Origin of the sequence: Rhodococcus sp. Leaf225 (assembly GCF_001426145.1) — a bacterium.
In the GTDB taxonomy this organism is placed as follows: Bacteria; Actinomycetota; Actinomycetes; order Mycobacteriales; family Mycobacteriaceae; genus Rhodococcoides.
The window spans coordinates 305,644-331,904 of the sequence record NZ_LMRN01000020.1; the positions used below are offsets into that span (position 1 = coordinate 305,644).

The 26,261-nt window shown below is 68.9% G+C and carries 22 protein-coding genes; 19 read left to right on the plus strand and 3 right to left on the minus strand.

Features of this window, described 5'->3' with window-relative positions:
- Positions 1–131 precede the first annotated feature (131 nt).
- Positions 132–1,154, minus strand: coding sequence for a DoxX family protein (locus tag ASG69_RS14915; protein ID WP_056447962.1), 1,023 nt, complete (start codon positions 1,152–1,154; stop codon positions 132–134).
- Between the two features lie 163 nt (positions 1,155–1,317).
- Positions 1,318–2,007, minus strand: coding sequence for an MBL fold metallo-hydrolase (locus ASG69_RS14920; protein ID WP_056447965.1), 690 nt, complete (start codon positions 2,005–2,007; stop codon positions 1,318–1,320).
- A gap of 210 nt (positions 2,008–2,217) precedes the next feature.
- On the opposite strand from ASG69_RS14920, the gene uvrA reads away from it, so the two are divergent.
- Entirely contained in the window at positions 2,218–5,136 is a 2,919-nt protein-coding gene (gene uvrA / locus ASG69_RS14925; RefSeq protein ID WP_056448104.1) for an excinuclease ABC subunit UvrA, read from the plus strand.
- Positions 5,137–5,155: 19 nt separating this feature from the next.
- Here the strand turns inward: uvrA and ASG69_RS14930 are convergent, their stop codons facing one another.
- Positions 5,156–5,548: a DUF1844 domain-containing protein gene (locus ASG69_RS14930; RefSeq protein WP_056447967.1), complete on the minus strand. Its 393-nt coding sequence runs from the start codon at positions 5,546–5,548 to the stop codon at positions 5,156–5,158.
- A gap of 501 nt (positions 5,549–6,049) precedes the next feature.
- Here ASG69_RS14930 and infC point away from each other — a divergent pair.
- The 18 genes from infC (at position 6,050) to tyrS (ending at position 25,893) form a co-directional block, all read left to right on the plus strand.
- Positions 6,050–6,727: a translation initiation factor IF-3 gene (gene infC, locus ASG69_RS14935; protein WP_082544654.1), complete on the plus strand. Its 678-nt coding sequence runs from the start codon at positions 6,050–6,052 to the stop codon at positions 6,725–6,727.
- A 50-nt stretch (positions 6,728–6,777) separates the two neighbouring features.
- Positions 6,778–6,972 (plus strand): 50S ribosomal protein L35, encoded by a 195-nt coding sequence (rpmI, locus tag ASG69_RS14940; protein ID WP_027506747.1) that lies wholly within the window; start codon positions 6,778–6,780, stop codon positions 6,970–6,972.
- Between the two features lie 47 nt (positions 6,973–7,019).
- Positions 7,020–7,409: a 50S ribosomal protein L20 gene (rplT, locus tag ASG69_RS14945; RefSeq protein ID WP_027506746.1), complete on the plus strand. Its 390-nt coding sequence runs from the start codon at positions 7,020–7,022 to the stop codon at positions 7,407–7,409.
- Positions 7,409–8,248, plus strand: a complete 840-nt coding sequence (locus ASG69_RS14950) for a TrmH family RNA methyltransferase (RefSeq protein WP_037186780.1) — start codon at positions 7,409–7,411, stop codon at positions 8,246–8,248. Before rplT ends, ASG69_RS14950 begins: the two co-directional genes overlap by 1 nt.
- An 85-nt stretch (positions 8,249–8,333) precedes the next feature.
- The gene (gene pheS, locus ASG69_RS14955) at positions 8,334–9,413 is read left to right on the plus strand and encodes a phenylalanine--tRNA ligase subunit alpha (protein ID WP_235578964.1); all 1,080 of its coding nucleotides are present in this window, start codon (positions 8,334–8,336) and stop codon (positions 9,411–9,413) included.
- A 48-nt stretch (positions 9,414–9,461) separates the two neighbouring features.
- Complete coding sequence (pheT, locus tag ASG69_RS14960) at positions 9,462–11,963, plus strand: phenylalanine--tRNA ligase subunit beta (protein ID WP_056447973.1); 2,502 nt, start codon at positions 9,462–9,464, stop codon at positions 11,961–11,963.
- 48 nt (positions 11,964–12,011) lie between these two features.
- Entirely contained in the window at positions 12,012–13,070 is a 1,059-nt protein-coding gene (gene argC, locus ASG69_RS14965) for an N-acetyl-gamma-glutamyl-phosphate reductase (protein ID WP_156380537.1), read from the plus strand.
- Complete coding sequence (gene argJ / locus ASG69_RS14970; protein ID WP_056447979.1) at positions 13,067–14,308, plus strand: bifunctional glutamate N-acetyltransferase/amino-acid acetyltransferase ArgJ; 1,242 nt, start codon at positions 13,067–13,069, stop codon at positions 14,306–14,308. Before argC ends, argJ begins: the two co-directional genes overlap by 4 nt.
- Positions 14,305–15,207, plus strand: coding sequence for an acetylglutamate kinase (gene argB / locus ASG69_RS14975; RefSeq protein WP_027506740.1), 903 nt, complete (start codon positions 14,305–14,307; stop codon positions 15,205–15,207). Before argJ ends, argB begins: the two co-directional genes overlap by 4 nt.
- Positions 15,204–16,412: an acetylornithine transaminase gene (locus ASG69_RS14980; protein WP_056447982.1), complete on the plus strand. Its 1,209-nt coding sequence runs from the start codon at positions 15,204–15,206 to the stop codon at positions 16,410–16,412. Before argB ends, ASG69_RS14980 begins: the two co-directional genes overlap by 4 nt.
- Complete coding sequence (argF, locus tag ASG69_RS14985) at positions 16,409–17,356, plus strand: ornithine carbamoyltransferase (protein WP_056447985.1); 948 nt, start codon at positions 16,409–16,411, stop codon at positions 17,354–17,356. Before ASG69_RS14980 ends, argF begins: the two co-directional genes overlap by 4 nt.
- Positions 17,335–17,856, plus strand: a complete 522-nt coding sequence (locus tag ASG69_RS14990) for an arginine repressor (protein WP_197027837.1) — start codon at positions 17,335–17,337, stop codon at positions 17,854–17,856. Before argF ends, ASG69_RS14990 begins: the two co-directional genes overlap by 22 nt.
- 53 nt (positions 17,857–17,909) lie before the next feature.
- Complete coding sequence (locus ASG69_RS14995; protein WP_056447988.1) at positions 17,910–19,136, plus strand: argininosuccinate synthase; 1,227 nt, start codon at positions 17,910–17,912, stop codon at positions 19,134–19,136.
- Complete coding sequence (gene argH / locus ASG69_RS15000; protein WP_027506735.1) at positions 19,133–20,560, plus strand: argininosuccinate lyase; 1,428 nt, start codon at positions 19,133–19,135, stop codon at positions 20,558–20,560. Before ASG69_RS14995 ends, argH begins: the two co-directional genes overlap by 4 nt.
- A 109-nt stretch (positions 20,561–20,669) precedes the next feature.
- Positions 20,670–23,627 carry an AMP-binding protein gene (locus ASG69_RS15005; protein ID WP_056448110.1) on the plus strand — a complete coding sequence of 986 codons (2,958 nt, stop codon included), beginning with the start codon at positions 20,670–20,672 and terminating at the stop codon, positions 23,625–23,627.
- 49 nt (positions 23,628–23,676) lie between these two features.
- A complete protein-coding gene (locus tag ASG69_RS15010) occupies positions 23,677–23,901 on the plus strand; it encodes a Trm112 family protein (RefSeq protein ID WP_027506733.1) in 225 nt (74 codons plus the stop codon).
- Between the two features lie 31 nt (positions 23,902–23,932).
- Positions 23,933–24,580 carry a DNA-3-methyladenine glycosylase gene (locus ASG69_RS15015; RefSeq protein ID WP_056447992.1) on the plus strand — a complete coding sequence of 216 codons (648 nt, stop codon included), beginning with the start codon at positions 23,933–23,935 and terminating at the stop codon, positions 24,578–24,580.
- 44 nt (positions 24,581–24,624) lie between these two features.
- Positions 24,625–25,893, plus strand: a complete 1,269-nt coding sequence (tyrS, locus tag ASG69_RS15020) for a tyrosine--tRNA ligase (RefSeq protein WP_037186630.1) — start codon at positions 24,625–24,627, stop codon at positions 25,891–25,893.
- The last annotated feature ends 368 nt before the right edge of the window (positions 25,894–26,261 follow it).

Sequence of the window (26,261 nt, forward strand, 5' to 3'; positions counted from 1 at the left end):
GCGGGGTGACGAGGGCGTCGTGCACCTCTCGGCGGCGCACGGAAGCGCCAGAAAAGTCTACGGGCTCCCGACGGCAACGGCCGGTGCCCCCGATCTCTCGGGAACACCGGCCGTGTGCTGCGGGGAAAAGATCAGAGGTACTGGTGCACCGTGCCCTCGACGCGGGCCCGTGCCTCCTTGGCGCGCTTCTCGGCGTCCTTGAGCGAGGCCTGCAGCTGCTTCTGCGCGTCCTTGCTGGTGGACTTGTACTGCTTCTTGTACTCCTTGCGCGCTGCGTCGAACTGCTTGCGCGCGTCCTTGCCGGACTTCTTGGCCTGCTTGCGGGCCTTCTTGCCGTACTTCTCCGCCAGATCGCTGCCGTCGGCCTTGGCCTTCTCGGCCAGCTCGGCACCGCGGGACGCGGCGATCTCGGCGTACTTGCTGCCGCGATCCTGGGCGACGTCGGCGAACTCGGATGCGCGTGCCGCGGCCAGATCGGCCCACTTGGCACTGCGCTCCTTCGCCAGCTCGGCGAGCTTGCCGCCGCGATCCTGGGCGACGTCCGCCAGCTCGGCGCCACGCTGCGAGGCGATCTCGACGAGCGGCTGTGCGCGCTCGGCGGCGACGCCCGCGAGCTCCTTGGCGCGCTCGCCGGCGTGGGCGAGCGTGTCGGAGCTGTCCGAGGAGGACACCAGCGGGAGGGCGCCGGCGACGGCGACCTTGGCCGACTTGGCCGCCTTGCGACCGCGCCAGGCGACGGACGGCTTGCCCTCGGTGTCGACGGCGGCGATGAGCAGGCCGCCGAGGAGGCTGACGTTCTTGATGAACTGGGTGCGCTGCAGCGCCTTCGCCTGCGGGTCCGTCTCTTTCCAGAAAGAGTGACCCGCAAGGGTCGTCGGGACGAGGCTGCCCGCGAGCACGGTGGACGCGAGGCGCGGCGCCCGACCGGTCGCGAGAAGGAATCCGCCGCCGATCTGCACCGCGGCGTTGATCTTGACCAGCGTCTCGGGGTCGGAGGGAACGTTCTGCGTCACCTCGTCGGGAAGGGCGTCCTGGCTCTTCTCGATCAGAGGCTTCGCGGCCTGAGCCCTTCCGGCGGGGTTGCGCAGCGCATCCACGCCTCCTGCGATGAAGATGGATGCGAGCATCGGTCGGGCGATCCGGCGGACAATCACTGAGCCTCCTGCGTTGCGGCTGTGGTGTGGGGGACTGCTCTGGCTGCACGAGTGCGGTTGTTCACGCCCATGACATGCATGTGACGCTCTCGAACTGTATCCATACCCCCCGCCCCGGCGATTGAATCGCGGGGCGGGCGGGGGACCGGATCGTGGTGACGGATCACCAGCCGCGGGTCCGCCATTCGTGAAGGTGAGGACGTTCCGAGCCCAGCGTCGTGTCCTTGCCGTGGCCCGGGTAGACGACCGTTCGATCGTCGTAGCGACCGAAGATCCGCGATTCCACGTCGTCCAGCAGCGACACGAAGTTCGCCTCTCCGTCGGTCTTGCCGACGCCGCCGGGGAAGAGCGAGTCGCCGGTGAACAGGTGCACGACGCCGCTCTCGGGGTCCGTGAGCGCCAGCGCGATCGACCCGGGAGTGTGGCCGCGGAGGTGGATCACGTCGAGGGTGACGTCGCCGACCTGCACGGAGTCGCCGTCGTCGAGCAGGCGGGTGGGGGCGACGGGGAGCGGTTCCGCATCGAGCGGATGTGCCGCCGACGGGGCGCCCGTCGCCGATGCGACGTCCTCGAGTGCCTGCCAGTGGTCGAAGTGCTGGTGCGTCGTGACGATCAGCGAGACCTCGGGTGCCACGTGGTCGACGACGGCGCGCAGCGTCGGAGCGTCGTTCGCGGCGTCGACGAGCAGCGATCGGCCCGTCCGGGAACAGATGACGAGGTAGGCGTTGTTGTCCATCGGGCCCACCGAGGTCTTCACGATCGTGGCGTGCGACAGGGTCCGGCGCTGCGAGCCCGTCCCCACGGACACCTCGCCGGTGTAGTCGTCGGAGATCGTCGGTGCATTCTCGGTCATGAGCGTGAGATTACCCACGATGACCGGTCGTGAGCCGGGCGCGGAGCCCGTCGGCCGGTCGAGTCTGTCGGACCTCGGGCATATGGTCGTCGAAGCCTGTCGTGTCCGAACACGACATGTCCGACGAAGAGTGGGCAGTTCACGCGGTCGACGAGAGAGTCGACGCAGCACGTTGCACGGCCGTGGGCCGTGACGAAGGAGAGGACAACCGTGGCGGATCGCCTGGTAGTGCAGGGCGCACGCGAACACAATCTCAAGGGCGTCGACATCGATCTGCCCCGGGACAGTCTCATCGTGTTCACCGGTCTGTCCGGGTCGGGCAAGTCGAGCCTGGCGTTCGACACCATCTTCGCCGAGGGTCAGCGCCGCTACGTCGAGTCGCTCTCGGCCTACGCGCGCCAGTTCCTGGGCCAGATGGACAAGCCGGACGTCGACTTCATCGAGGGCCTCTCGCCCGCGGTCTCGATCGATCAGAAGTCGACCAACCGCAACCCGCGGTCCACGGTCGGCACCATCACCGAGGTCTACGACTACCTGCGCCTGCTCTACGCACGCGCCGGCACGGCGCACTGCCCGCAGTGCGGTGAGCGCGTCGCCAAGCAGTCGCCCCAGCAGATCGTCGACCAGGTGCTCGCGATGGAGGAGGGCCTGCGTTTCCAGGTGCTCGCTCCTGTCGTGCGCACCCGCAAGGGCGAGTTCGTCGATCTCTTCGAGCAGCTCAACACGCAGGGTTACTCGCGTATCCGCGTCGACGGCACCGTGCACCAGCTCACCGATCCGCCCAAGCTGAAGAAGCAGGACAAGCACGACATCGAGGTGGTGGTCGACCGCCTGACCGTCAAGGCGTCGTCCAAGCAGCGGCTCACCGACTCGGTGGAGACCGCGCTGCGCCTCGCCGACGGCATCCTGGTGCTCGACTTCGTCGACCGCGAGGAGAACGCCGCCGACCGTGAGCGCCGGTTCTCCGAGCGTCTGGCGTGCCCCAACGGGCACCCGCTGTCCGTCGACGAACTCGAACCCCGCGCGTTCTCGTTCAACTCGCCCTACGGCGCGTGCCCCGAGTGTGCGGGACTCGGCATCCGCAAGGAGGTCGACCCCGAACTGGTGGTTCCGGACCCCGATCTGAGCCTGGCGGACGGCGCCATCGCGCCGTGGTCCATGGGCCAGACGTCCGAGTACTTCGGCCGGCTGCTGTCCGGGCTCGCCGACGCCATGGGCTTCGACATCGACACCCCGTGGCGGAAGCTGCCGGCCAAGGTGAAGCGTGCCGTCCTCGAGGGCAGCGAGCATCAGGTGCACGTCCGCTACAAGAACCGGTACGGACGCACCCGGTCCTACTACGCCGAGTTCGAGGGCGTCATGCCCTTCCTGCACCGTCGGATGGATCAGACCGAGTCGGAGCAGATGAAAGAGCGCTACGACGGCTACATGCGGGAGGTCGACTGCCCGGTGTGCGAGGGTGCCCGCCTGCGCCCCGAGATCCTGTCCGTGACCATCGCCGCGGGCGATTTCGGGGACAAGTCCATCGCCGACGTGTGTGCACTGTCCATCTCGGAGTGCTCGAACTTCCTCAACACGCTGACGCTCGGTCCGCGTGAGGAGGCCATCGCCGGCCAGGTGCTCAAGGAGATCCAGGCCCGCCTCGGCTTCCTGCTGGACGTGGGACTCGAGTACCTCACACTGTCGCGCGCGGCAGGAACGCTGTCGGGCGGCGAGGCGCAGCGCATCCGCCTGGCGACGCAGATCGGCAGTGGTCTCGTCGGAGTCCTGTACGTGCTGGACGAGCCGTCCATCGGCCTCCACCAGCGGGACAACCGCCGGCTCATCGACACGCTCACGCGGCTGCGCAACCTCGGCAACACGCTCATCGTCGTCGAGCACGACGAGGACACCATTCGCACGTCCGACTGGGTCGTCGACATCGGCCCGCTCGCCGGTGAGCGCGGCGGACGTGTCGTGCACAGCGGAACCTACGAGACGCTTCTCACCAACGCGGAGAGCCTCACCGGGGCGTACCTCTCGGGTCGCTCGGCCATCGATGTCCCGGCGGTACGTCGCCCGATCGATCCCAAGCGCAAGATCTCCGTGATCGGTGCCCGGGAGCACAACCTGCAGGACATCGACGTCAGCTTCCCGCTGGGAGTGCTCACCTCCGTGACGGGCGTGTCGGGATCGGGCAAGTCCACGCTGGTCAACGACATCCTGGCGACGGTGATGGCGAACAAGCTCAACGGCGCTCGTCAGGTACCCGGTCGGCACACCCGCGTCAACGGCCTCGACCAGCTGGACAAGCTGGTCCGGGTCGACCAGTCACCCATCGGCCGTACGCCGCGGTCCAACGCGGCCACCTACACCGGGGTGTTCGACAAGATCAGGACACTGTTCGCCGCGACGACCGAGGCCAAGATCCGTGGCTACCAGCCGGGTCGGTTCTCCTTCAACGTGAAGGGCGGCCGGTGCGAGGCGTGCTCGGGTGACGGCACCCTGAAGATCGAGATGAACTTCCTGCCGGACGTCTACGTGCCGTGCGAGGTGTGCCACGGTGCCCGGTACAACCGGGAGACGCTCGAGGTCCACTACAAGGGCAAGACCATCGCCGAGGTGCTGAACATGCCCATCGAGGAGGCGGCCGACTTCTTCGAACCGATCACCTCGATCCACCGGTACCTCAAGACGCTGAACGAGGTGGGCCTGGGCTATGTCCGTCTGGGGCAGCCGGCCACCACGCTGTCCGGCGGCGAGGCGCAGCGTGTGAAGCTGGCCGCAGAGCTGCAGAAGCGCTCCATGGGACGCACGGTGTACATCCTCGACGAGCCGACCACGGGTCTGCACTTCGAGGACATCCGCAAGCTGTTGCTGGTGATCAACGGTCTGGTGGACAAGGGCAACACCGTCATCGTCATCGAGCACAACCTGGACGTCATCAAGACGTCCGACTGGGTCATCGACATGGGACCCGAGGGCGGATCCGGCGGCGGAACGATGGTGGCCGAGGGCACTCCCGAGCAGATCGCCGCCGTGCCCGAGAGCTACACCGGCAAGTTCCTGCAGGAGTCTCTCGACGCCGCCTCGACCCCACCGGTCCCGGTCAAGCGGACCCGCAAGCGCAAGCCTGTCGCGGTCTCCTGACCGGGCCGTCGCGTGACGGTCAGTGGACGGGCCCGGTGTACTTCTCGCCGGGCCCGGCGCCGGGCGCGTCCGGGTGCGCCGACTGCTCGCGGAACGCCTTCTGCAGTGCCTGCAGCCCTTCGCGGATGGGGCCGGCGTGCGGCCCCAGGTACTCCACGGAGGCCGTGACCAGTCCGGCGAGTGCGGTGATGACGCGTCGCGCCTCGTCGAGGTCGAGGTGGGGGCTGTCGGACGGATCCGCGTCGGAGAGTCCCAGCTTCTCGGCGGCGGAGCTCATGAGCATCACCGCGGCGCGGCTGATGACCTCGATCGCAGGGACGTCGGCCAGTTCACGCACGTCCGGCTCGAGCTGCGGCGCATCGCCCTCCGCCTGTGGAGCACCGGCCTGAACGGCATCATCGGGGGTCGTCATGACATCAGACGATGCCACGATGCGCCGACACCGACGTCCCCGCCCGGTGCGTGACCGGACGGATTCGATCCGCGGGGGCACCTGATGTTATTCTTTTTTCCACGACCGCCTTCAGGTGTGTCCGTGTCGGCGCGTGAGTGCCGGGCACGGATACGGAACCCGAAGGCAGCAAGTGGAGTCCGACTCCCACCACCGCACGGTTCGCCGGGCAGTGGTTCCGGTCCTTCCCAGCCACATCGGGAAGTGGTGCGCTTCGTCGACGAGACGGGGTGGCCCGCGGATGGTGACATCCGTCGACCGGTCGGTACCGGACCCCGCTGCTCGCGATCTCGATCGTGAGCGACGGGGTTTTCGTCGTTCGGAAGGTTCCCGCGGGAACAAATCGGGTGGCCACGGTGTCGAGGTAGACGGAGAGCACGAGCGCCGGTGTGGAGCGCGTAGGACGGCGCACCGCATCGGGTCGAGCACCACCATCCGTCACCGCACTACCGAGGAGGCCCCATCAGCACTGAGACCCGCATCAACGATCGCATCCGAGTTCCCGAAGTCCGACTCGTCGGACCTGGCGGTGAACAGGTGGGGATCGTGCGTGTTGAAGATGCACTCCGCCTGGCTGTCGAAGCCGATCTCGACCTCGTCGAGGTCGCACCCGACGCCCGTCCGCCGGTCTGCAAGATCATGGACTACGGCAAGTTCAAGTACGAAGCCGCGCAGAAGGCTCGTGAGTCGCGCAAGAACCAGACGCTCACGGTCATCAAGGAGCAGAAGCTTCGTCCCAAGATCGACGACCACGACTACGAGACGAAGAAGGGCCATGTCGTCCGCTTCCTCGAGGCCGGGTCCAAGGTCAAGGTGACCATCATGTTCCGTGGACGCGAGCAGTCGCGGCCCGAACTCGGTTACCGCCTCCTGCAGCGCCTGGGCGCCGACGTCGCCGAGCACGGCTTCGTCGAGACCTCGGCCAAGCAGGACGGCCGCAACATGACGATGGTCCTGGCTCCGCACAAGGGCGCCAAGACCAGGGCGAAGGCAGCGGAGGCGTCCAACGCACCGCGCGCCACCGTGCCGCCGCCGGCCTCCGCGCCGACTGCTGCACCCGCCGCCGAGGCGACACCGCCGGCACCCGCTGCTCCGCAGACGCCGGCGACGCCGCAGGCACCAGCCACACCGAGCGCCTGAGCGTTCGGATCCACCAGCACCACCGACCGAAGTAACAGAACTGAGGACTCATGCCCAAGTCGAAGACTCACAGCGGCACCGCGAAGCGATTCAAGGTGTCCGGTAGCGGAAAGATCCTGCGCCAGAAGGCCGGCCGCCGCCACCTGCTCGAGCACAAGTCCTCGCGCGTGACGCGTCGCCTCGACGGCAAGGCCGTCGTCAGCCCCAACGACGTTCCCCGCGTCAAGCGGCTTCTCGGTCTCTGATCTCTTTCCCACCCGGGCCCTAGGCCCCTCTACGACAGGATTCACCAGTGGCACGCGTGAAAAGGGCGGTCAACGCCCAGAAGAAGCGTCGTTCGATTCTCGAGGCGTCCAGCGGATACCGCGGGCAGCGTTCGCGTCTCTACACCAAGGCGAAGGAGCAGCAGCTCCACTCGCTCACCTACGCGTACCGCGATCGCCGCGCTCGCAAGGGTGACTTCCGCAAGCTGTGGATCACGCGTATCAACGCGGCAGCTCGGGCGAACGACATCACGTACAACCGTTTCGTGCAGGGTCTGAAGATCGCCGAGGTCGAGGTCGACCGCAAGATCCTCGCCGAGCTCGCGGTCTCCGACGCTGCGGCGTTCACCGCACTCGTCGAGATCGCCAAGGCGGCACTGCCTGCCGACATCAACGCACCGGCCGGAGAAGCAGCCTGATCAGGCGCTTCGACGACACTCCGTCACGACCCGCGGCGCCGCTCACCGAGCGGACTCCGCGGGTCGTTTCGGCTGTCAAGCTGCAGCGCGGCGTCGAACGTCGGCGAACCGGCCTCTTCCTCGCGGAGGGAGAGAACGCGGTGACCGAGGCGGTCGCCGCCGGTGTCGTGCGCGAGGTGTTCGCCACCGAGCGCTGGTTCGACGAGCACCGCGGACTGCTCGAGGCGTCGGCCGCGGCCGGTGCGCAGCCGCAGCTGATGACCGAGCGCGCGGCGAAATCGCTGTCGGACACCGTGACGCCGCCGGGAATCGTGGCCGTGTGCACGTCCGTCGTCGTCTCCCTGGCCGAGGCGTTGGCCGCGAACCCGTCACTCGTGACGGTCGTCGTCGACATCTCCGAGCCGGGCAACGCGGGCACCATCCTGCGCGTCTCGGACGCCGCCGGCGCCGGCGCGGTGATCTTCGCCGGGGACAGTGTCGATCCGCTGAACGGCAAGAGCGTCCGCGCGTCCGCCGGAAGTCTCTTCCATCTCCCCGTCGCACGGGAGCGTTCGGTGACGGCGGTACTCGACGCGGTCCGTGCGACCGGCGCCAGTCTGCTGGCGACGACCGTCGACGGTGAACTGGACCTCGACGACGCCGACGACGCGCTGGCCGGGCCCACCGCCTGGGTGTTCGGCAACGAGGCGCACGGGCTGTCCCGCGAGGTCGCGGCTGCTGCGGATCACCGGGTGCGCATTCCCATCCACGGCCGCGCCGAGAGTCTCAACCTCGCCACCGCGGCCGCCGTGTGTCTGTACGCCGGTGCGCGGGTGCAGCGCCGCGGGGGCACCGCCTAGGCTTTCCCCGCCGGGTTCTGCCCGGCGACCGTGAGGAGCACCGCGACAGAGGTGCTCGCCGATCGAGACGATGGAGTGTGTGGACGTGGAGCGCAACGAGGGTGAAGCGCAGGCCGATCAGGCCGTTGCCGACGCGGAGGCGCTGACCGACGCGGCGCTGGACGCAGCCGTCACCGAGGCCGAGTCCGCCTTCGCCGCCGCGTCCGACATCGACGCTCTGTCCGAGGCCAAGATCCACCACATCGGGAACAAGGCGCCCCTCGCGCTCGCACAGCGCGCGTTGGGCTCGCTGCCGAAGACCGAGCGGGCCGACGCCGGCAAGCGGGTCAAGGTGGCGCGTGACCGCGTGCGGATCGCGTTCGACGATCGTCGTGAGGTGCTGCTCGCCGAACGTGACGCGGCCGTGCTCGTCGCCGAGGCGATCGACGTGACCCTGCCGTCCGTCCGCCGCCCGGTGGGTGCCCGCCATCCCATCACCGTCATCGCCGATCAGGTCGCCGACGTCTTCGTGGCGATGGGGTGGGAGGTGGCCGAGGGCCCGGAGGTGGAGACCGAGCACTTCAACTTCGACGCGCTCAACTTCCTGCCCGACCATCCCGCGCGGACGATGCAGGACACGTTCCACGTCGCGCCCGAGGGGTCTCGTCAGGTGCTGCGCACGCACACCTCGCCGGTGCAGGTGCGGTCGATGCTCGAGCGCGACCTGCCGATCTACGTGGTGTGCCCCGGGCGCACGTTCCGTACGGACGAACTCGACGCGACGCACACGCCCGTCTTCCATCAGGTCGAGGGACTCGCCGTGGACAAGGGGCTCACGCTCGCCAATCTCCGCGGCACGCTCGACGCGTTCGCGCGTGCGTTGTTCGGCCCGGAGACGCGGACCCGGATGCGCCCCAACTACTTCCCGTTCACCGAGCCGTCCGCGGAGGTGGACGTGTGGTTCCCCCGCAAGAAGGGTGGAGCGGGCTGGGTCGAATGGGGTGGCTGCGGCATGGTGAATCCGAACGTGCTGCGCGCCTGTGGCGTCGACCCGGAGATCTACAGCGGGTTCGCCTTCGGTATGGGCCTCGAGCGAACGCTGCAGTTCCGCAACGACATTCCCGACATGCGCGACATCGTCGAGGGCGACGTGCGGTTCAGCCTGCCCTTCGGCGTGGCCGGCTGACGCTCGGCCCCTGCAGACAAGCATTCAGACAGAGAGAGTGGAGAAGTCGTGCGAGTGCCCCAGTCCTGGTTGACCGAGGTCGTCCGGAAGGCCGCTCCCGAGTGGAGCGTCACTGCTGACGAGCTCGACGCGGGGTTCGTGTCCGTCGGCTTCGAGATCGAGGACGTCATCCCCCTTCCGGAGATCACGGGCCCGTTGGTCGTCGGCCGTGTGCAGTCCATCGAGGAGTTGACCGAGTTCAAGAAGCCGATCCGCTTCTGCCTGGTCGAGGTGGGCGAGGCGGAGCCCCGCGGAATCGTGTGCGGTGCACGGAACTTCGCGGAGGGCGACCTCATCGTGGCCGCACTTCCCGGCAGTGTTCTGCCCGGCGGGTTCGCCATCGCCGCGCGGTCCACGTACGGGCGCACGTCCGACGGCATGATCTGCTCGGTGTCCGAGCTCGGTATCGGTTCGGATCACTCCGGCATTCTCGTGCTGCCTGCCGGCACGGCCGTGCCCGGCGACGACGCACTCGCCGTTCTGGGCATGGACGACACCGTGTTCGACGTCAACGTGACGCCCGATCGCGGATACGCCCTGAGCGTGCGCGGTCTCGGCCGCGAACTGGCGTGCGGTTTCGACCTGGACTTCGTCGATCCCGCCGACGCCCCGCAGCCCGTCGTGTCCGCGGCCGCCTCCGAGGGCGAGGCGTGGCCCGTCGACGTCCGTTCCGAGTCGGGTGCCACCCGTTTCGCCGCGCGCCGCGTCGTGGGCATCGATCCGGCCGCGGTGACCCCCTGGACGATCCAGCGGCGGCTGCTGCTGTCCGGGGTGCGACCCATCTCGCCCGCGGTCGACGTCACCAACTACGTCATGCTCGAACTGGGCCAACCGCTCCACGCGTTCGACGCCTCCGCGCTGTCGGGCGGGTTGGTGGTCCGCCGGGCCGAGGCGGGGGAGACGCTCCGCACCCTCGACGACACCGTGCGCACCCTCGACCCGGAGGACGTCGTCATCGCGGACGGGTCCGGCGTGGTGTCGTTGGCCGGTGTCATGGGTGGCGCGTCCACCGAGGTGGGCGACGAGACCACCGACATCCTGCTCGAGGCGGCCATCTGGAGCCCGCTCGCCGTGTTCCGCACCGCGCGCCGTCACCGGCTGCCCAGTGAGGCGAGCCGTCGCTACGAACGAGTGGTGGACTCTGCTCTCCCGGTGCGCGCGCTCGACCGTGCCGCCGCACTGCTGGCCTCGATCGCGGGCGGCCGGGTGGAGCCCCTGCTCACCGACATCGGTGCACCGACGGTGTCCGACACCGTGACCATGGATCTCGACCTGCCGGACCGGGTCGCGGGTGTGACCTATCCGAGCGGAACCGCGGTGCGCCGCCTCACCCAGGTCGGGTGCGAGGTCGTCGTGGACGTGTCCGAGGCCGGGCGCGGGGTGGCCGTCGTGACGCCGCCGACGTGGCGTCCCGACCTCCGTCAGGCCGCCGACCTGGTCGAGGAGGTGCTGCGACTCGAGGGACTGGAGTCCATTCCGTCCGTCCTGCCGCACGCTCCCGCGGGCCGCGGACTCACCGCCGCCCAGCGTCGTCGCCGGGCGGTGGGTCGGGCACTGGCCTACACGGGGCACGTCGAGGTCCTCGCGCCCGTGTTCCTGCCGGCCGGGGTCTTCGACGTCTGGGGACTCGACGCGGACGATCCGCGCCGGGTGACCACGCGGGTGCTCAATCCGTTGGAGGCGGACCGACCCGAACTGGCGACCACTCTCGTCCCCGGTCTCCTGGAGATCGCCCAGCGCAACGTCTCGCGCGGACAGCGGGATCTGGCGCTGTTCGCCGTCGCGCAGGTCGTCGAACCGGGCGAGGGCACGCGCCCGATCGATGCGCTCGCCGTCGACCGTCGTCCCACCGAGGACGAGATCGACGCTCTGAAGCAGTCGTTGCCGGTGCAGCCGCTGCACGCCGCCGTCGTCCTGACCGGTGCGGTGACGGCACCCGGGCCGTGGGGCGTCGGCCGTCCTGCCGACGCCACCGATGCCTTCAGCGCAGCGAGGACGATCGCGAGCGCGTCCGGTGTCGAGGTGGAACTCCGGTCCGCCCAGTACCTTCCGTGGCATCCGGGCAGGTGTGCCGAAGTCGTTGTCGACGGTGTCGTGGTCGGGCACGCGGGTGAGCTGCATCCCGGTGTCCTCGAGCGCGCCGGTCTGCCGCCGCGGACCTGCGCGGTGGAGATCGACCTCGATCTCGTTCCCACCCGCGAGCCGCTGCCGTCGCCGTCCATCTCGCCGTTCCCCGCCGTGCTGCAGGACGTCGCGGTCGTCGTCGACGAGTCCGTCCCGGCCGCCGCCGTGCAGTCGGCTCTGATGTCGGGGGCGGGCCCACTCCTCGAGGACATTCGTGTCTTCGACGTGTTCTCCGGCGATCAGGTCGGTGCCGGCCGGAAGTCGCTGGCTTTCGCCCTGCGGTTCCGAGCGGCCGACCGTACGTTGACCGAGGACGAGGCGAGTGCCGCTCGCGATGCCGCCGTCGCGGCAGCGGCGACGGCGGTGGGAGCCGAACTCCGACACTGACGGTGCGCCGCTTTTGAATGAGCTTGCACCGTCATGCATAATCATCGTATGGACAGTGCATCGACATCGACGGGCACCCGGGTGGCCGTCGCGGGCGCCAGTGGCTACGCGGGTGGCGAGATCCTGCGTCTGCTGCTCGGACACCCGGCAGTGCTCGACGGCCGGATGACCATCGGCGCCCTGACGGCCGGTGGAAACGCCGGAACCACGCTGGGGCAACACCATCCGCATCTCGTTCCGCTCGCGGACCGCGTGCTGGTGGACACGGACGCCGCGGCCCTGGAGGGGCACGACGTCGTATTCCTCGGGCTCCCGCACGGGAAGTCAGCCGCCCTCGCCGAACAGCTGTCGGACTCCACGCTGATCATCGACTGCGGTGCCGACTTCCGGTTGACCGACGCCGCCGCCTGGGATCGCTGGTACGGCGGGGAACACGCCGGACACTGGCCGTACGGCATGCCCGAGTTGCCCGGTGGTCGGGACGCCCTGGTCGGAGCGACGCGCATCGCGGTCCCGGGGTGCTATCCCACGGCCTCGTCGCTGGCTCTGGCGCCCGCGTTTGCTGCCGGCATGGTCGAGCCCCGCGTGACCGTGGTGGCCGTGAGCGGCACCTCCGGCGCCGGTCGCGCGGCGAAGCCGGACCTGTTGGGTTCCGAGGTCATGGGGTCGGTCCGTGCCTACGGCATCGCCGGCGCGCATCGCCACACGCCGGAGATCACGCAGAACTTGTCCGCCATCGCCGGCACCGAGGTGATCGTGTCGTTCACTCCTGTGCTGGCTCCGATGCCGCGCGGCATCCTGGCGACGTGCACCGCTCCGACGACAGTGTCGGCCTCCGAGGCGCGTGCGGTCTACGAGAAGTACTGCGCCGACGAACCTTTCCTCCACCTTCTCCCGGAGGGGCAGCTGCCGCAGACGGGGTCGGTGCTCGGGTCCAACGCGGTCCACCTGCAGGTGGCGGTCGACGAGGACGCGGGCTTGCTGGTGGTCCTCGCCGCCATCGACAATCTGACGAAGGGCACCGCCGGTGCCGCGGTGCAGTCGATGAACATCGCTCTCGGACTCCCCGAGAGCGCCGGACTCTCCACGGTGGGAACAGCACCATGACCGACCACAGCCAGTCCTCTCCCGGCACCCCTACGCGCGCTCCCGGGGTTCTCGTCCGCACACAGGGTGTGACGTCGGCAGCGGGATTCCGGGCCGCCGGGGTCGAGGCCGGTCTCCGGGCCAAGGGGGGCCTCGACGTCGCCCTCGTGGTCAACGAGGGCCCCGATCTGGCAGCGGCCGGTGTCTTCACCCTGAACAAGATCAAGGCTGCGCCCGTCCTGTGGTCGCAGCAGGTGCTGACCTCCGGTCGGCTCCGCGCCGTCGTCCTGAACTCGGGCGGCGCCAACGCCTGCACCGGTGCGCCCGGATTCCAGGACACGCACCGTACCGCCGAGCACCTCGCATCGACCCTCAGCGACTGGGGAACCGAGACGGGCGCCGGCGAGATCGCCGTGTGTTCGACCGGACTGATCGGCGACCGGTTGCCCATGGACAAGGTGCTCGGCGGTGTCACCGAGGTGGTGCACGAGCTCGCCGGAGGCATTTCGGGCGGCACCGATGCGGCCTACGCGATCATGACGACCGACACCCGGCCGAAGCAGGCCGCGATCCACCACGAGAACGGCTGGAACGTGGGCGGCATGGCCAAGGGCGCCGGCATGCTGGCGCCCTCGCTGGCGACGATGCTGTGTGTCGTCACCACGGACGCCGTGGCGAGCGCCGATCAGCTCGATCGCGCCCTCCGGCACGCGACGGCACAGTCCTTCGACCGACTCGACGTGGACGGCGCGACCTCCACGAACGACACGGTGCTGCTCCTCGCGTCCGGTGCCAGCGGCATCGAGGCGACACAGGAGGAACTCGACGCCGCTGTCCTCGCGGTGTGCGACGACCTCGCGGATCAGCTGATGGCCGATGCGGAGGGCGTGACCAAGCGGATCATCGTCAGGGTCGATGGTGCCGAGTCCGAACAGGACGCACTCGTGGCGGCGCGAACCATCGCACGCGATTCCCTCGTCAAGACGGCGCTGTTCGGCTCCGATCCCAACTGGGGCCGCGTTCTCGCCGCTGTGGGCATCGCGCCGGTCGCGCTCGATCCCGATCGCATCGTCGTGTCGTTCAACGGCAATCCCGTGTGCGTCGACAGCATGGGTGTGCCCGGCGCTCGTGAGGTCGATCTCTCGGCCGTCGACATCACGGTCGAGGTGGACCTCGGTGTCGGCTCCGCGTCGGCGTCGATCAGGACCACGGATCTGTCGCACGCCTACGTCGAAGAGAACTCGGCGTACTCGTCATGACGTCGTCCGAGCCCGTGTCCGCACACGACACCGCACGCATCCTCGCCGGCGCCCTCCCGTGGCTCCAGCAGTGGACGGGCAAGGTCGTCGTGGTCAAGTACGGCGGCAACGCCATGATCGACGATCGACTCAAGGCCGCGTTCGCGGCCGACATGGCGTTCCTGCGCACCGTCGGTATCCACCCGGTGGTCGTGCACGGCGGCGGTCCCCAGATCACCGCCATGCTCACTCGACTCGGACTGGTGGGGGAGTTCCGCGGCGGCTTCCGCGTGACGACGCCCGAGGTGATGGACGTCGTGCGCATGGTCCTGTTCGGGCAGGTCGGTCGCGAGCTGGTCGGACTGATCAACGCGCACGGCCCCTACGCTGTCGGCATCTCCGGCGAGGACGCGCACCTGTTCACGGCGACTCGACGCACCGTGACCGTCGACGGTGTCGCCACCGACATCGGTCTGGTGGGCGACGTGACGACGGTGAATCCCGCTGCGGTGCACGACCTCATCGAGGCCGGGCGCATCCCGGTCGTCTCGACCATCGCTCCCGACGCGGACGGCGTCGTGCACAACATCAACGCGGACACCGCGGCCGCGGCCCTCGCGGAGGCGCTCGGCGCGCAGAAGCTCGTCGTCCTCACCGACGTCGAGGGGCTCTACACGAACTGGCCGGACCGCGGGTCGCTCGTCTCGGAGATCGAGGCGGACGTCCTCGCCGAACTGCTGCCCGGCCTGGACGCCGGCATGGTCCCCAAGATGGAGGCGTGTCTGCGCGCGGTGCGCGGGGGAGTTCCCAGCGCCCATGTCATCGACGGTCGACTCGAGCACTCCGTGCTCCTGGAACTGTTCACCGGCGAGGGCATCGGCACGATGGTGCACGACGGCAGTACGAGAGGACGGGCATGACCAGCACGGAGCAACTGCAGCAACGCTTCTCGAATGCGCTGATGAACAACTACGGCGTGCCGCGCGTGGCGCTGGTCGGCGGTTCGGGAGCCGTGGTGACGGACGCCGACGGCAAGGAGTACCTCGATCTCCTCGCCGGGATCGCGGTCAACATCCTCGGCCACGGACATCCTGCCGTCGTCGAGGCGGTCTCCGCCCAGCTGACGACGCTGGGCCACACGTCCAACCTCTACGCGGCGCCGCCGTCGATCGAACTGGCGGAGCACCTCCTCGAGCACCTCGGTCACGCTGCCGGCGGCGATGCTCGGGTGTTCCTCTGCAACTCCGGCACCGAGGCCAACGAGGCCGCCTTCAAGATCGCGCGTCTCACGGGTCGACCGAACATCATCGCGGCGGAGAACGCGTTCCACGGTCGGACCATGGGAGCCCTCGCGCTCACGGGGCAGGCGGACAAGCGGGCTCCGTTCGAGCCCATGCCCGCCGGTGTGTCGCACGTTCCCTACGGCGACATCGCCGCGCTCGAGGCGGCGGTCGACGAGAACACGGCCGCCGTCTTCCTCGAACCGATCATGGGTGAGGGCGGAGTCGTCGTCCCGCCGGAGGGCTATCTGCCCGCAGCGCGCGAGATCACCGCGCGCCACGGCGCCCTGCTGATCCTCGACGAGGTCCAGACGGGCATCGGTCGTACGGGGTGGTTCTACGCCCATCAGCGGTTCGGCATCGTCCCGGACGTCATCACCCTCGCGAAGGGGCTGGGCGGGGGACTGCCCATCGGCGCCTGCATCGGCATCGGCCCGGCAGCCGCCATGCTCACCCCGGGCAAGCACGGGACCACATTCGGTGGCAACCCGGTGTGTTCGGCGGCGGCCCTGGCCGTGCTGCGCACTCTCGCGTCCGAGGATCTGCTCTCGCACGCCGACCGGCTGGGCAAGATCCTGCGACACGACATCGAGGCGCTCGGACATCCCCTCGTCGATCACGTACGGGGTGCGGGCCTTCTGCTGGGCATCGTCCTCACCGAGCCGGTGGCGGCCGATGTCGAGACCGCGGCCCGCCACGCAGGCTTCCTGGTGAACGCGGCGCAGGCGAACGTCCTGCGTCTGGCGCCGCCCCTGATCATCACGGACGAGCAGGCAGCATCGTTCGTCCGTGCACTTCCCGCGGTCCTCGACGAGGCGCGGCCGACAGCAGAGGCGACCTCGTGACACTGCGGCACTTCCTTCGAGACGACGATCTCTCCCACGAGGAGCAGGCCGAGATCCTCGCTCTCGCAGCCGAACTCAAGAAGGCGCCGTTCTCGCGGCGCCCGTTGGAGGGTCCGCGCGGCGTCGGCGTCATCTTCGAGAAGAACTCGACGCGCACCCGCTTCTCGTTCGAGATGGGCATCGCGCAGCTCGGCGGCCACGCAGTGGTCGTCGACGGCCGCAGCACGCAGCTCGGACGCGAGGAGACGCTGCAGGACACCGGGCGCGTGCTGTCCCGCTACGTCGACGCCGTCGTGTGGCGCACGTTCGGGCAGAAGCGCCTCGAGCAGATGGCGACGGGGGCGAGCGTGCCCATCGTCAACGCCCTGTCCGACGATTTCCACCCCTGCCAGGTGCTGGCCGATCTCCAGACGCTCGCCGAGCGCAAGGGATCGTTGAGAGGTCTGCGTCTCTCGTACTTCGGCGACGGTGCCAACAACATGGCGCACTCCCTCATGCTCGGCGCCGTCACCGCCGGCGTCGACGTCACGATCGCCGCCCCGGAGGGCTTCGTGCCGGACCCGTCGGTGCTGGCGGCCACGCAGGAGCGCGGTGAGCGGACGGGAGCGAGCGTGACCGTCACGAACGATCCGATCGCCGCCGCGACCGGAGCCGACGTGCTGGTCACCGACACGTGGACGTCGATGGGACAGGAGAACGACGGCCTGGACCGCGTCGGACCCCTCCGCCCGTTCCAGATCAACGAGTCGCTGCTCGACCGTGCCGACTCGGAGGCACTCGTCCTGCACTGCCTCCCGGCCCACCGCGGCGAGGAGATCAGCGACACGGTGCTCGACGGCCCTCGCAGCGTCGTGTGGGACGAAGCCGAGAACCGGTTGCACGCACAGAAGGCCGTCCTGGTGTGGCTGCTCGAGCAGGCGGCATCGGGACGACGGACGCCGTGACCGCCGAGTCGCAGGGCCCGGTGACGTCGTCGACGCGCGCCGGGCGCCAGGCGCGCGTCGTGGCCCTGCTCTCCACCCACCAGGTCCGATCGCAGCAGGAACTCCAGTCGCTGCTCGCGGCGGAGGGGATCGAGGCCACCCAGGCCACTCTCTCCCGCGATCTCGACGAGTTGGGCGCCGTCAAACTTCGCGCCGCCGACGGCGGTGCGGGCGTCTACGTCGTTCCCGAGGACGGCAGCCCGGTCCGAGGGGTCGCGGGCGGCACCGATCGGCTCTCCCGGCTGCTCGGCGAGTTGCTCGTCTCCACCGACGCCAGCTCCACGATGGCTGTTCTCCGCACGCCGCCCGGAGCTGCGCACTATCTCGCCAGTGCACTGGACCGCGCGGCACTGCCCGAGATTGTGGGAACGGTCGCGGGGGATGACACCATCTTCGTGATCGCCCGCGATCCGCTGTCCGGACGCGAGCTCGCCGACCGCATCGAGAATCTCGCGCGCTGAACCACCAGTCCGAATCCCAGAACGTCCGAATCACACGAAGGAGCACACACCCCATGGCCGAACGCGTCATCCTCGCCTACTCCGGCGGTCTCGACACCTCTGTCGCCATCAGCTGGATCGGCCGCGAGACCGGCAAGGAGGTGGTCGCCGTGGCGATCGACCTCGGCCAGGGTGGCGAGGACATGGAGGTCATCCGGCAGCGCGCACTCGACTGCGGCGCCGTCGAAGCCGTCGTCGTCGACGCTCGGGACGAGTTCGCGGACGAGTACTGCCTGCCGACCATCCAGTCGAACGCCCTCTACATGGACCGCTACCCGCTGGTGTCGGCCATCAGCCGTCCCCTCATCGTCAAGCACCTCGTCGAGAACGCGCGCTCGCACGGCGGCACCGTCGTCGCTCACGGCTGCACCGGCAAGGGCAACGACCAGGTGCGCTTCGAGGTCGGTTTCAACACGCTCGCGCCCGAGCTCGAGGTGCTGGCCCCCGTGCGCGACTACGCCTGGACCCGCGAGAAGGCCATCGCCTTCGCCGAGGAGAACAGCATCCCCATCAACGTCACCAAGAAGTCGCCGTTCTCGATCGACCAGAACGTGTGGGGTCGCGCCGTGGAGACCGGGTTCCTCGAGGATCTGTGGAACGCCCCGACCAAGGACGTCTACGACTACACCGAGGATCCGACGGCCAACTTCAACGCGCCGGACGAGCTGGTCATCACGTTCGACAAGGGACGCCCGATCGCCATCGACGGCCGCCCGGTGTCGGTGCTGCAGGCGATCCAGGAACTGAACACCCGTGCGGGCAAGCAGGGTGTCGGCCGCCTCGACGTGGTCGAGGACCGGCTCGTCGGCATCAAGAGCCGCGAGGTCTACGAGGCTCCCGGCGCCATGGTCCTGATCCGTGCCCACGAGGAGCTCGAGCACGTCACCCTCGAACGCGAGCTCGGCCGCTACAAGCGGCACACGGACCAGAAGTGGGCCGAGCAGGTCTACGACGGCCTGTGGTTCTCGCCGCTCAAGGGTGCACTCGACACCTTCGTCCAGCACACCCAGGAGCACGTGTCCGGCGAGATCCGCCTGGTGCTGCACGCCGGCACCGTCGTCGTGAACGGTCGTCGCAGCGGGGAGTCGCTGTACGACTTCAACCTCGCGACCTACGACGCGGGCGACACCTTCGATCAGTCGTCGGCCAAGGGCTTCGTGCAGCTGCACGGCCTGTCGTCCAAGATCGCCGCCAGCCGTGACCGTGGCGCGGTGGCGGCGCAGGGACAGTCGGACCTGTGACGTCACCCGCTCACGGCACCAACGCGGGCGCTCTGTGGGGTGGGCGCTTCGCGTCGGGTCCCGCGGAAGCCATGGCGGCGCTGAGCAAGTCGACCCACTTCGACTGGGTGCTCGCCCCGTACGACGTCCGTGCCTCCAAGGCTCACGCACGTGTGCTCAACTCGGCCGGCCTGCTGACGGCGGGCGATCTCGAGGCGATGCTCACCGGCCTCGATCAGCTCGCCGCCGACGTCGACTCGGGTGCGTTCGGTCCCGCAGAGTCCGACGAGGACGTGCACGGCGCACTCGAGCGCGGGCTGATCGACCGGGTCGGTCCCGAGCTCGGCGGCAGGTTGCGTGCCGGCAGGTCGCGCAACGACCAGGTCGCGACCCTGTTCCGGATGTGGCTGCGGGACGCGGTGCGGCGGGTGTCGGCGGGCGTGCTGGACGTGGTCGAGGCCCTCACCGCGCAGGCGCAGGCACATCCCGACGCGGCGATGCCGGGCAAGACGCACTCGCAGGCCGCGCAGCCGGTCCTGCTCGCGCATCATCTGCTCGCACACACCCATCCGCTGCTGCGGGACGTGCAGCGCTTCCGGGACTTCGACGGCCGCGCCGCGGTGTCGCCCTACGGTTCGGGCGCCCTGGCGGGCTCGTCGCTCGGACTCGACCCGGAGAAGATCGCCGCGGAGCTCGGGTTCGACGGTTCCGCGGAGAACTCGATCGACGCGACGAGTTCGCGCGACTTCGCCGCCGAGGCGGCGTTCGTCCTGGCCATGACTGCCGTGGACCTGTCGCGTCTCGCCGAGGAGATCGTGTCGTGGAGCACCCCGGAGTACGGCTACGTGACACTCGCCGACGCATGGTCGACGGGCAGTTCGATCATGCCGCAGAAGAAGAACCCGGACGTCGCGGAGCTCACGCGCGGCAAGACCGGGCGACTGATCGGCAATCTCACCGGTCTGCTCGCGACGCTCAAGGCTCAGCCCCTCGCGTACAACCGTGATCTGCAGGAGGACAAGGAGCCCGTCTTCGACTCGGTGCTTCAGCTCGAGATGCTTCTGCCCGCCCTGACCGGGTTGGTGTCCACCCTCACCTTCCACACCGACCGGTTGCGCGAGCTGGCGCCGGCGGGATTCACGCTGGCGACGGACATCGCCGAGTGGCTCGTCCGCAACGGTGTGCCGTTCCGGCACGCCCACGAGGTGGCAGGCGACTGCGTGCGACGTGCGGAGTCGCGCGGTGTGGGTCTGGACGAACTGACCGACGAGGAGTTCGCGACGATCGACCCGGCGCTCACACCGGAGGTCCGCTCGGTGCTCACCGTCGACGGATCCATCGGCTCGCGGGACAGCCGCGGCGGTACCGCGCCCGCGCGGGTGGCGGAGCAGATCATTGTGGTCCAACGCACCGCGGGCGAGCTCAGGACGTGGATCACGGCCTGACGGGACGACCCGATCCGAGCGGTCGGAGTGGTGTGAGACGCTGTGTCCTCATCGGTCGACGAGTCGTGGACCACACCGACCGAATCGATGCCGCCTTCGAGGAGTGCAGTTGCTGGGAATCGACACCGGGTCGGTCGCGACGTCGTTGCGGCGTGTGGTCGCCACGGCGCAGAACGGGCTCGAGGTCATCCGTCTCGGGGGACTCGAGACGGATGCCGTTCCGTCTCCCTTCTCGGTGGTCGCGCGCGATCGTATGTACCGGCTGCGTCGGTACTTCCCGGAGTCCGAGCAGACGGGTCCGCCCGTCGTGCTCGTACCGCCGATGATGATGTCGGCCGACGTCTACGACGTCACCCGCGACCAGGGCGGCGTCGGTATCCTGCACGAGGCGGGGATGGACCCCTGGGTGGTCGATTTCGGTTCGCCGGCCACCGAGGAGGGCGGGTGGAACCGGACGCTGGCGGACCACATCGTCGCGATCAGCGAGATCATCGACATCGTCGCCGAGCGGACGGGTCGCGAGGTCCACCTCGGTGGGTACTCGCAGGGCGGCATGTTCTGTTACCAGGCCGCCGCGTACCGCTCGAGTCGCGACATCGCCAGCATCATCACGTTCGGCAGTCCGGTGGACACCCTCGCGGCGCTCCCTCTCGGGATCCCGGCGAACGTGGCCACCAAGGGTGCCGAGTTCCTCGCCGAGCACGTGTTCACACGTCTCGCGGTGACCGACTGGATGGCCCGCACCGGGTTCCAGTTGCTCGACCCGGCCAAGACCGTCAAGTCGCGCATCGACTTCCTGCTCCAGCTCCACGACCGGGACGCGCTCCTGCCCCGCGAGTCCCAGCGCCGGTTCCTCGCGATGGACGGGTGGGTCGCCTGGTCGGGCCCGGCGGTCGCGGAACTGTTGACGCAGTTCGTCGTGCACAACCGCATGATGACGGGTGGGTTCTCCATCCGCGGCAAGGTCGTCTCGCTCGCGGAACTGACCATGCCGATCCTCGCGTTCGTGGGGGAGGTCGACGACATCGGCCAACCGCTCGCGGTGCGCGGCATCCGCAAGGCGGCTCCGCGGGCCAAGGTGTACGAAGCAGGGCTCCGCGCCGGGCACTTCGGACTGGTGGTGGGGAGCACCGCGGCCACGCAGACGTGGCCGAGCACGGCGGGGTGGATCCGGTGGCGCGAGGGCCTGGGGCCGCGGCCGGTCGAGGTGCACGCCATGGGGTACGACGAGCACCCGGCCTCGGAGAGCGGCGTGTCGGTGGGAAATCGTCTCGTCCACACCGCGGCCACCATCGCCGAGGTCGGCCTGGGTCTCGGTCGCGGCATCGCCTCGGCGGCGGCCGGGGCCGTGAAGGGGTCTCGTGAGATCTCGTCCGAGGCCGCTCGCACACTGCCCCGTCTCGCCAGACTCGGCCAGCTGCAACCTCATTCGCAGGTCTCCCTCGGTCGTCTGCTCGGTGAGCAGGCTCGGCGCGCGAGTGCCGGTGAGTGCTTCGTGTTCGACGACCGTGTGTACTCCTACGCCGCCGTGGACCAGCGCATCGACAACGTGGTGCGCGGCCTGATCGTCAACGGTGTACGCCCCGCGATGCACGTCGGAGTGCTGATGGAGACACGTCCGAGCGCACTCGCCGCCGTCGCCGCACTGTCCCGCATCGGTGCGGTGGCCGTCATGCTGCAGCCCACCAGCGATCTCTCGGCGTCGCTGCGACTCGGGCGCGTCGAACTGCTGATCGTCGACCCCGACAATCTGGCCGGATCCGTCGACCACGGACTGGACGTGCTGGTCCTGGGCGGCGGCGAGTCCCGCTCGCTCGACATCGAGGACTCCGACCTGGTCGTGGATCTCGAGCAGGTCGACCCGTCGACGGTGGAGTTGCCGGGGTGGTACGTCCCCAACCCCGGGCGCGCACGGGAACTCGCCTTCGTGCTGTTCAGCGGGAACGACGACACCCTGGATGCCAAGTTCATCACCAACTACCGCTGGGCTCTGTCGGCCTTCGGTACGGCCAGCTCCGCAGGTCTGTCCCGCGGCGACACCGTGTACTGCCTGGCGCCGCTGCACCATTCGGCCGGACTGCTCGTGGCGGTGGGCGGCGCGTTGGCGGGCGGGTCCCGCATCGCGCTGTCGCGCGGTGTCGAGCCCGAGCGCTTCGCGGACGAGGTGCAGCGCTACGGCGTCACGGTCGTGTCCTACACGTGGACCATGATGCGGGACATCCTGACGTCGGAGTCCCTTCCGCACCGAGGACAGCACGCCGTACGGCTCCTCATCGGATCGGGCATGCCCACCAACCTGTGGCGGCACACGCTCGAACGACTGGCACCTGCGCGGGTACTCGAGTTCTACGCGTCCACCGAGGGCGACGTCGTCCTCGCGAACGTGGCGGGAACGAAGATCGGGGCAAAGGGTCGCCCGCTGCCGGGCAGTGCACGGGTGGAACTCGCGGCATACGACGCCGTCTCGGGTCGGTACCTCGTGGACGAGCAGGGATTCGTCCGACACTGTGAGACCGGCGAACCCGGCCTGTTGCTCGGCCGCCCCGGACTGGACGACTCCAGCGGCGCGTTCATGCGTGGTGTCTTCAGTGCCGGCGACGTGTGGACTCCGACCAACCTGCTGTTCCGCCGGGACGAGGGCGGTGACTACTGGTTGCTCGGGCACAAGCGCTCGGTGATCACCACCGCACGCGGACCCGTCTACCCGCAGCCGATAGCCGACGCGATCGGCGAGGCGGAGCCGGTGGACCTGGCCGTGGCGTACGGCATCGGGGAGCACGGTGACCAGTGGTCGGTGTGCGCGGTGACCGTGCGGGCGGGTCAGAACCTCACGGCATCGATGGTGTCGGACGCGCTGCTGGTGTTGGATCCGGCCGAGCGACCCGACGTCGTGCACGTGGTCGCGGACATCCCGCTGAGCCGCGCGTTCCGACCACTCGACGACACGCTGCGCGCTGCCGGACTGCCCGGTCCGGGGGTCAAGACCTGGTATCTGGCGTCGACGTCCGGTGAGTACAAGCGCATGACGAAGGCAGTGGCGGCGGAGCGCTTCACCGCGCATCAGTAGGGTGAGACCGCGTCGGAAGACCGACGCGACGACGGAACGAGGAGTCCTCTTGAGCGTCGATGCTCGCTTGCACAGCATTCTCGCCTGCCCGCAGGACAAGGGTCCGCTTCTGCTGATCCAGGACGAGCTGCTCTACAACCCCCGGCTGCGCCGTGTCTACCCCATCGAGAACGGCATTCCGGTGCTGCTCATCGACGATGCGCGTGACGCCACCGACGCCGAGCACGAGGACATTCTGGCCCGGGCGACCGCGCCCGCTCCGATCGCGGAGTGACGGGAGCGACTGCGACTCGTCGATCGCCGACATGACCGGCCCCGTACTGCCGTCCGAACGACTTCTCGGGTCCGCGACTCCCGTCGACGCGGCGACGCGTCTGCTCGGCGCCAGTCTGACCTGCGCCGGCGTCACGCTGCGCATCGTCGAGGTGGAGGCGTACGGCGGAGATCCCGGCGGACCCTGGCCCGACCCCGCGGCGCACTCGTTCCGAGGCCCCACACCGCGCAACTCGGTCATGTTCGGGCCGCCCGGTCGCCTGTACGTCTATCTCAGCTACGGGATGCATCTGTGCGCGAACATCGTCTGTGGTCCTGACGGAACGGCCGGCGCCGTCCTGATCCGCGCGGGTGAGGTCGTCGACGGTCTCGCGGTCGCCAGGACGCGGAGGCCCCGCGCACCGGAGTTCGGTATGGCGCGCGGACCTGGCAACGTTGGGAGTGTTCTCGCACTGTCGTTGGCCCACAACGGTGTTCGTGTCTTCGCCGAGAGCGCGGAAGTGTCGGTGACGCTGTCGGACGAGACGGCATCACCGGTACAGTCAGGTCCTCGTGTCGGCGTGTCCACCGCTCCCGACCGTCCGTGGCGTTTCTGGATTCCCTCGGTGGCCGTGTCTGCCTATCGACGGAACCCGCGAGCTCCGACAGACCCCGCCGGGGAGCCCGGTACTGAGGCCTGAGGGCGCCGTCGGGTGACGTGCGTGCATGCGAAAGAATCAGCGGTGTGAGCATCATCGAGGACCTGACCTGGCGTGGACTGATAGCCCAGTCGACAGACATCGAGGCACTGACAGCGGCGACCACCGCGGACGGCCCGATCACCCTCTACGCGGGATTCGATCCGACGGGACCGAGCTTGCACGCAGGGCACCTCGTTCCGCTGCTGGTCCTGTCACGTTTCCAGCGTGCGGGTCATCGTCCGATCGTGCTGGCCGGCGGAGCCACCGGACTCATCGGTGATCCGCGTGACGTCGGCGAACGCGTCATGAACTCGAGCGACACGGTGGCCGAGTGGGCCGATCGCATCAAGGGTCAGCTCTCTCGCTTCGTCGACTTCGAGGGTGCCGGCGGTGCGGTCATCGCGAACAACCTCGACTGGACCGCGTCGCTGTCTGCCATCGACTTCCTCCGCGACATCGGCAAGCACTTCTCCGTCAACGTGATGTTGGCGCGGGACACGGTGAAGAAGCGCCTCGAATCGGACGGGATGTCCTACACCGAGTTCAGCTACATGTTGTTGCAAGCGCAGGACTACCTGCACCTGCATCGGCAGCACGGATGCACCTTGCAGGTCGGCGGATCGGATCAGTGGGGCAACATCGTCGCGGGTATCGATCTCACCCGACGTATGGACGGCGACGCCGTGCACGGGCTGACCGTTCCTCTGGTCACTGCGGCGGACGGCACGAAGTTCGGTAAGTCCACCGGTGGCGGAAGCCTGTGGCTCGACCCCGAGATGACGTCGCCGTACGCCTGGTACCAGTACTTCGTGAACACGGCCGACGCCGACGTCGTGAAGTACCTGCGCTGGTTCACGTTCCTCGATCGTGACGAGCTGGCGGAACTCGAGGCGGCGACGGCAGAACGACCCCAGGCCCGCGCGGCGCAGAAGCGACTGGCGGCGGAGATGACGACGCTGGTGCACGGCGCGGACAACACCGCGGCCGTCGAACTTGCCAGCTCCGCCCTGTTCGGCCGGGGAGAGCTTCGCGACCTGGACGCGGGGACACTGTCGGCCGCGCTGTCGGAGACCGACGTCGCCGAGCTGCCGGCAGGGGAGGAGCGCACGATCGTCGACCTTCTCGTCGACACGTCGCTGTGCGAGTCGAAGGGCGCCGCCCGTCGTGTGGTGAAGGAGGGGGGAGTGTCGGTCAACAACCAGAAGATCGCTGCCGAGGACTGGACTCCCTCCGCGGACGACTTCCTGCACGGTGAGTGGCTGGTGCTGCGTCGGGGTAAGAAGAACATGGCCGGCGTACGGCGCTCGGTGTGAGCCACGCGTGCGCGGGGTCACAGTCGGGGTTCGAGCACTCGAAGGCCCGCGAGGCGCCGGAGCGGCGCGCTGACCTGCATGGTCGCGAGCCCGTCGTGTGGCCGACCTGCGGATTTGACGCACTGTTATCCGTCGCGTAACTTTTGTCGAGTCAGAGCGACACGGACACGGACCGAGACCGCAAGGCCTCGATCACCGGCTCCGCAGATCATCTGACATCCTGGTCACCGAAGAGTTCGAGTCTTGACTCGGCTCCGTGCGGCTGGCTAGGCTGGAACGGTTGCCCCGGATCCTCCTGCTTCGTGTGGGTGGTGGTGGTGTGTGCGTGTTCTTTGAGAACTCAACAGTGTGTCGATGAATGTCAGTGC

Excerpts from the sequence above, each read along its gene's own strand:
- ASG69_RS14920 (WP_056447965.1), bottom strand. The coding sequence starts at position 2,007 with ATGACCGAGAATGCACCGACGATCTCCGACGACTACACCGGCGAGGTG.
- ASG69_RS14980 (WP_056447982.1), top strand. The coding sequence starts at position 15,204 with ATGACCAGCACGGAGCAACTGCAGCAACGCTTCTCGAATGCGCTGATG.
- ASG69_RS14995 (WP_056447988.1), top strand. The coding sequence starts at position 17,910 with ATGGCCGAACGCGTCATCCTCGCCTACTCCGGCGGTCTCGACACCTCT.
- ASG69_RS14930 (WP_056447967.1), bottom strand. The coding sequence starts at position 5,548 with ATGACGACCCCCGATGATGCCGTTCAGGCCGGTGCTCCACAGGCGGAG.
- argC (WP_156380537.1), top strand. The coding sequence starts at position 12,012 with ATGGACAGTGCATCGACATCGACGGGCACCCGGGTGGCCGTCGCGGGC.
- argB (WP_027506740.1), top strand. The coding sequence starts at position 14,305 with ATGACGTCGTCCGAGCCCGTGTCCGCACACGACACCGCACGCATCCTC.
- rpmI (WP_027506747.1), top strand. The coding sequence starts at position 6,778 with ATGCCCAAGTCGAAGACTCACAGCGGCACCGCGAAGCGATTCAAGGTG.
- ASG69_RS15015 (WP_056447992.1), top strand. The coding sequence starts at position 23,933 with ATGACCGGCCCCGTACTGCCGTCCGAACGACTTCTCGGGTCCGCGACT.
- argJ (WP_056447979.1), top strand. The coding sequence starts at position 13,067 with ATGACCGACCACAGCCAGTCCTCTCCCGGCACCCCTACGCGCGCTCCC.